Raw genomic sequence first — 6,896 nt, forward strand, 5'->3', positions numbered from 1 at the left:
CCGGAAGGGGGCCGCGCCCCCGCTCCCCGGCGGCGGACGCGCGGGGGCGCGGCCCCCTTCCGGCGGGGCCGGTCCCGCGGCCGGCCCCGTCCGCTGTCCCGCACCGTCCCGCACCGTTCCGCCCCATTCCGTCGATGTGTCGGCCGCCCCGTCCCCGGGCCGGCCCCCGTCCCGTTTCCCGAACCGGAGGAGCACCCCCGTGCTGCTGCGCACGCCCACCGCGCGCAGAGGACTGGCCGTCGCCACGGCGGCCGGTGTCCTCGCGACGCTGATCCACGCGGCGGCGGCCCCGGCCGCCCAGGCGGCCCCACCGCCGCCGACCGACGCCGAACTGGCCGCCGAGCCGACCCGGCACGCCCTCACCACCGAGCAGTTCTACTTCGTGCTCCCGGACCGCTTCGCCAACGGCGACCCGTCCAACGACACCGCCGGCATTCCCGGCGGCCCCCTCGACCACGGCCACGACCCCGACGACGAGGGCTTCTACCACGGTGGCGACCTGCGCGGCCTGATCGAGAACCTGGACTACATCGAGGGCCTGGGCACCACCGCCATCTGGATGGCGCCCATCTTCGAGAACAAGCCGGTGCAGGGCGAGGGGGACCACGCCTCGGCCGGTTACCACGGCTACTGGATCACCGACTTCACCCGGGTGGACCCGCACTTCGGCACCAACGAGGAACTCGCCGAACTGGTCGACGCCGCGCACGAGCGGGACATCAAGGTCTTCTTCGACGTCATCACCAACCACACCGCCGACGTCATCCACTACGACGAGGGCGCCTACGACTACCTCTCCAAGGGCGCCTTCCCCTACCTCGACACCGAGGGCCGCCCCTTCGACGACCTCGACCACGCCGGTGCCGACAACGGGGAGTTCCCCGAACTCGACGTCGAATCCTTCCCCTACACGCCGGTGACCTCCGACGCCGAGGCCGACCTCAAGGTCCCCGACTGGCTCAACGACCCGACGCTCTACCACAACCGCGGCGACTCCTCCTTCGCCGGCGAGAGCTCCCTGTACGGCGACTTCCACGGCCTGGACGACCTGTTCACCGCCCGGCCCGAGGTCGTCGAGGGCATGGTGGAGATCTACCGCACCTGGGTCGAGGACTTCGGTATCGACGGGTTCCGCATCGACACCGTCAAGCACGTCAACATGGAGTTCTGGACCCGCTGGGCCGCGGCCATGAAGGAGCACGCCGCATCCCTCGGCCACGAGGACTTCTTCATGTTCGGCGAGGTGTACTCCTCCGATGTCGCCGAGAAGGCCCGGTACGTCACCGAGGGCGGCCTGAACGCCACCCTGGACTTCGCCTTCCAGGAGGCCGCGCGGTCCTTCGCCTCGCAGGGCGGCTCCGCGAAGCGCCTCTCCGCCCTCTTCGGCGAGGACCACCGGTACACCACCGCCGACACCAACGCCCAGCAGTCGGTCACGTTCCTGGGCAACCACGACATGGGCCGGATCGGGCACTTCCTGCGCGCCGACAACCCGGACGCGGACGACGCCGAACTGCTCGGTCGCTCCCGCCTCGCGCACGAGCTGATGTTCCTGTCCCGGGGCAACCCGGTGATCTACTACGGCGACGAGCAGGGCTTCACCGGCTCCGGCGGCGACAAGGCCGCCCGCGCCACCCTCTTCGGCTCCACGACGCCGCTGTACCTTCAGGACCCGCAGCTGGGCACCGACCGCACCCACGCGGAGGACGCCTACGACACCGACCACCCGCTGTACCGGGCGATCGCCGACCTCTCCTCCCTCACCCGCGAGCACCCGGCGCTGCGCGAGGGCGCGCAGACCGAGCGGTACGCGGAGGACGGCGCCGGCGTCTGGGCCCACACCCGCACCGACGCCGACGAGCGCGTTGAGTACCTGGTGGCCGCGAACAACGCGGAGGCCGAGCGCACGGTCACCGTGCCCACCGACACCCCGGACGCCGCGTTCGAGGTGCTGTACGGCGAGGCCGCCGGCCCCGGGGCCGGCGTGACCGCCGACGCCGACGGCGTGGTCGAGCTCACCGTGCCCGCCCTGTCCACCGTGGTGTTGCGCGCCGACCGACCGCTGCCCGACCCGCAGGTCGCGCCCGCCGTGGAGCTCACCGCCCCCGACGCCGGCGCGCACGGCGTCGTGGAACTCTCCGCCGCCGTCACCGGCGGCTCGCTCAACCGCGTGGCCTTCGCCGCGCAGGTCGGCGACGGTGCCTGGGAGGTGCTCGGCGTCTCCGACGCGCCGCCGCACCGCGTCACCCACACCGTCCCGCCCGGCACCTCCGCCGGTACCCCGCTGCGCTACCGCGCGGTCGCCGTGGACTCCTCCGGCGCCACCGCCGCGACCGGCGCGCAGACCACCGCCGGCAGCCCGCCGCCGGAGCGGGCGCCGCGTGCCGTGAGCCGGGAGTGGGCCGTCGTCCACTACCACCGGCCCGACGGGAACTACGACGACTGGTCGCTGTGGGCGTGGGGTGACCTCCACGAGAGCGAGAGCTTCGACGAGTGGCCCCACGGCCGCCCCTTCATCGGCCGTGACGCCTTCGGCGCCTTCGCCTGGGTGCGCCTGGCCCCCAACGCCTCCGAGGTCGGTTACCTCATCGTGGACAAGGAGGGCAACAAGGACACCGACACCGACCGGACCATCGACCTCTCCGCCACCGGCGAGGTCTGGGTCGAGCAGGGCGAACCGGAGGCGCTGAACGAGGCGCCCGAGGGCGTGTACCCGCCCGCCGACGAGTCCCTCGCCGTCCTCAGGTACCACCGCCCCGACGGTGACTACGATGGATGGGGCGTGCACGTGTGGACCGGCGCGGCCGCGCCCACCGACTGGAGCCGGCCGATCCCGGCCTCCGAGGTGGACTCCTTCGGCGCCGTCTACGAGATCCCGCTCGCCGAGGGCGCGACCTCGCTGAGCTACATCATCCACCGGGGCGACGAGAAGGACCTGCCCGCCGACCAGTCCCTGGACCTGCGGGCCGTCGGCCACGAGGTGTGGATCGTGTCGGGAGAGGAGACGTACCTGTTGCCCAGCGGCGGAGCCGCCCCCGACCTGAACCCCGACCGTGCGCGGGCCCACTGGATCGACGCCGGAACCGTCGTCTGGCCCGGTGCCGTCCCGCCCGGCGGAAGCCGTCAGCTGCTCTACCACCCCGAGGGTTCCATCGCCCTCGAGGACGGCGCGCTCACCGACGAGGGCCACTGGATCCGGCTCATCCCCACCGAACTGACCGACGAACAGCGCGCCCGCTTCCCGCACCTGGCCGACGAGTCCGCCCTGCGGGTGGACCCGCGCGACGCCGACCGGATCGAGGACGCCCTCCGCTCCCAGCTGCTCGCCTCGGAGCGTGCCGCCAACGGCGCCCTGACCCGCCTCACCGGGGTGCAGATCCCCGGCGTCCTGGACGACCTGTACGCCGAGGGCGCGGTGGAGGCCGACCTCGGCCCGACCTTCCCCGACGCGAAGTCGCCCGGCAAGAGCAAGGGCAAGGGTGAGGACAAGGGGAAGAAGAAGGGACACCGGGGGGACCCCCTGCTCTCCGTGTGGGCCCCCACCGCGCAGCGTGTCGCCCTGGAACTGGACGGCAACGAGAAGAAGCTCGTCCCCATGACCCGCGACGACGCCACCGGCGTGTGGTCGGTGAAGGGGAAGAAGAACTGGTACGGCAAGACCTACCGGTACCACGTCACCGTCTGGGCGCCCGAGGCCGGCGCGGTGGTCACCAACAAGGTCACCGACCCCTATTCGGTCGGTCTGACCACCGACTCCGAGTACAGCCTGATCATCGACCTGAACGACCCCGCCCTCGCCCCGCAGGGCTGGGCGAACCGGAACGTCCCCGAGCCCGTCGACCTCGCCGACGCCACCATCCAGGAACTCCACGTCCGCGACTTCTCCATCGCCGACGCCCGGGCCCGCAACAAGGGGAAGTACCTGGCCTTCACCGAGCACGGCAGCCACGGCATGCAGCACCTGCGCGGGCTGGCCGAGGCGGGCACCACCCACGCCCACCTGCTGCCCACCTACGACATCGGCTCCGTCCCCGAGCGCGCCGCCGACCGTCGCGAACCCGACTGCGACCTCGCCGCACTGCCCGCCGACTCCCCGGAGCAGCAGGCGTGCATCGGGGAGATCCGTGACCGGGACGCCTACAACTGGGGCTACGACCCGGTGCACTTCAACGTCCCCGAGGGCTCCTACGCCACCGACCCCGAGGGCACCGCCCGCATCGTCGAGTACCGCCGCATGGTGCAGGGGCTGCACGCCACCGGCCTGCGGGTGGTGAACGACGTGGTCTACAACCACACCTTCGCCGCCGGTCAGGACGACAAGTCGATCCTCGACCGCGTGGTGCCCGGCTACTACCACCGCCTGCTCGCCGACGGCACCGTCGCCGATTCCACCTGCTGCCCCAACACCGCGCCCGAGCACGCCATGATGGGCCGGCTCGTCGTGGACTCGGTGGTGCTGTGGGCCGAGCACTACGGGATCGACGGCTTCCGCTTCGACCTCATGGGGCACCACCCCAAGCAGAACCTCCTCGACGTCCGGGAGGCGCTCGACGCCCTCACGGTCGAGGAGCACGGGGTGGACGGGAAGTCGGTCATCCTCTACGGGGAGGGCTGGAACTTCGGCGAGGTCGCCGACAACGCCCGCTTCGAGCAGGCCACCCAGGCCAACATGGCCGGCACCGGCATCGCCACCTTCTCCGACCGGGCCCGCGACGCCGTGCGCGGCGGCGGTCCCTTCGACGAGGACCCCGGCGTGCAGGGCTTCGCCTCCGGCCTGTACAGCGACCCCAACGGCTCCCCGGCCAACGGCACGCAGGCCGAACAGCGCGAGCGCCTGCTGAACTACCAGGACCTCGTCAAGGTCGGTCTGACCGGCAACCTCGCCGACTACTCCTTCGTCGCGAGCGACGGGGAGCGGGTCACCGGCGCGGAGGTGGACTACAACGGCTCACCCGCCGGGTACGCCGCCGCCCCCGGTGAGGCGGTCGCCTACGTCGACAAGCACGACAACGAGACGCTGTTCGACGCCCTGGCCTACAAGCTCCCCGACCGGGTCTCCCCGGCCGATCGGGCCCGGGCCCAGGTCGTCGCCCAGTCCACCGCCCTGTTCTCGCAGGGCCCGGCCTTCGGTCAGGCGGGCACCGACCTGCTGCGCTCGAAGTCCCTGGACCGCAACTCCTACAACTCCGGTGACTGGTTCAACGCCATCCACTGGGACTGCCGGGACGGCAACGGCTTCGGCCGCGGCCTGCCCCCGGCGTGGGACAACGAGGCCAAGTGGCCCTTCGCGAAACCGCTGCTGACCCACCCGAACCTCACGGTGGGCTGCGCGGAGATCCGGGTGGCGGGCGACGCCTACCGCGACCTGCTGCGGATCCGCTCCGGTGAGGACGCCTTCCGACTGCGCACCGCGCAGGAGGTGCAGGAGGCGGTCTCCTTCCCGCTCTCGGGCACGGACCGGGAGATCCCCGGCGTGATCGTGATGGAGGTCGGCGACCTCGCGGTGGTCTTCAACGCCACCCCGCACCGGCAGCACCAGAACCACCCCTCACTGGTGGGGAAGGACTACCGGCTCCACCCGGTCCAGGCCGAGGGGTCCGACGAGGTCGTGCGCTCGGCGCGCTTCGCGGCCGACCGGGGCGACTTCGAGATCCCGCCGCGCACCACGGCGGTGTTCACCCTGCGGTGACCTCCCCGTCCCCCGCCGGTCGCTCGGCGGGGGACGGGAAACCGGCTCCGGCCCGCCGGCCGACCGGGTTCCCCGCGGTGCCCCCGGGCCCGACGCCGACCGGCGTCGGGCCCGGGGGCGGTTGGGGGCTCAATCGGCCGCGGAGCCCCGGGTCCGGGCGCGTTCGACCGTCTCGGCCCACACGGTGGTCAACCGGCTCAGGGCGTCGAGATCCTCCTCGGGAAGATCTCCGGCGTGCCGGTGCCGCAACTCCAGCACGGCCGAGGGCAACCGGATCTCCAGGGCGCACTCCCCGTCGGCCACGGCCGTGGCGATCTCCCGATCCCTTGTCCCCGGGGTCGCGCCGTGCTCCTCGTACGCGGCGGTGAGTTCTTCCACCGCCGCGTCGGGACTTTCGACCTCGAACCCCTTTCCGGCCATACAGGTGCTCCACTCGTCGATCAGGAGAAGGTATTCCGGATCCCGGGTCACGCTTTTCGCCAACGCCAGATTCATGAATTGCGGCGCGTGGGTGGTCGCGGCCCAGGCGTCGAGGGTCCCGTACAACTCGGCGCGACTTTCCGCCTCGCATCCCCGCTCCGGGAAGGTCACCCCCGTCCCGGCGTCGAAACGCATCTCCCGCATGGCGCCGCCGTCGCCCCGCAGGGCGGTCATGTAGGCGGCCGACTCGTCATCCGGAAGGGCGGCGACGTACGCGTCGTTGGCCGTGCCGCCGGCCGTGTCCCCCGTTTCGCCCCCCGACCCGTCGCCCGGCCCGTTCGTCGAACTGCCGTCGTCGTCGAAACCGTCGTGGAGCCCGTAGCCGATCGCGCGCAGCCTCTCCGGGTCCACCTCCCGCTCCTCGATCGAGTCGGGAACCGGCGGGGGTTCCTCCACCACGTAGGGGAACCCCGCCCGTGCCATGCAGGCGGCGGTCAGTTCCCTCTCGGCCGTCTCCACCATCCGGGCCTCGACCGGATGGGAGCCGGAACGGGTCAACAGGTCGAACTCCGCCTGTCCGGGGCCGGCCCCGGACGGTGTCCCGCCACCGCACCCCACCGCTGTTGCCACCAGGGCGACCACCGGCACCGCCGCGCGGATCCTCGCCGTTCCCCGCCGGCCGGCGCACGGCGATCGGTCCCGTCCCATGTCCGTTCCCCTTCCCTCCGGCACTCCGGTGCTCCGGTCGCGGCTCCCACCATCCGTGCCCATCCGCCCCCTCCGTCCC

General features: G+C 72.4%; 2 protein-coding genes. One reads left to right on the plus strand and one right to left on the minus strand.

What is annotated here, in order from left to right:
• Positions 1-199: 199 nt before the first annotated feature.
• Positions 200-5,689, plus strand: a complete 5,490-nt coding sequence (gene pulA / locus FOE67_RS11755; protein WP_182663337.1) for a pullulanase-type alpha-1,6-glucosidase — start codon at positions 200-202, stop codon at positions 5,687-5,689.
• A 129-nt stretch (positions 5,690-5,818) separates the two neighbouring features.
• Here pulA and FOE67_RS11760 read toward each other — a convergent pair whose 3' ends face one another.
• Positions 5,819-6,757: a hypothetical protein gene (locus FOE67_RS11760; protein WP_182663339.1), complete on the minus strand. Its 939-nt coding sequence runs from the start codon at positions 6,755-6,757 to the stop codon at positions 5,819-5,821.
• Between the last annotated feature and the right edge of the window lie 139 nt (positions 6,758-6,896).

It is taken from the genome of Streptomyces calidiresistens (assembly GCF_014141525.1).
Classification (GTDB): Bacteria; Actinomycetota; Actinomycetes; order Streptomycetales; family Streptomycetaceae; genus Streptomyces; species Streptomyces calidiresistens.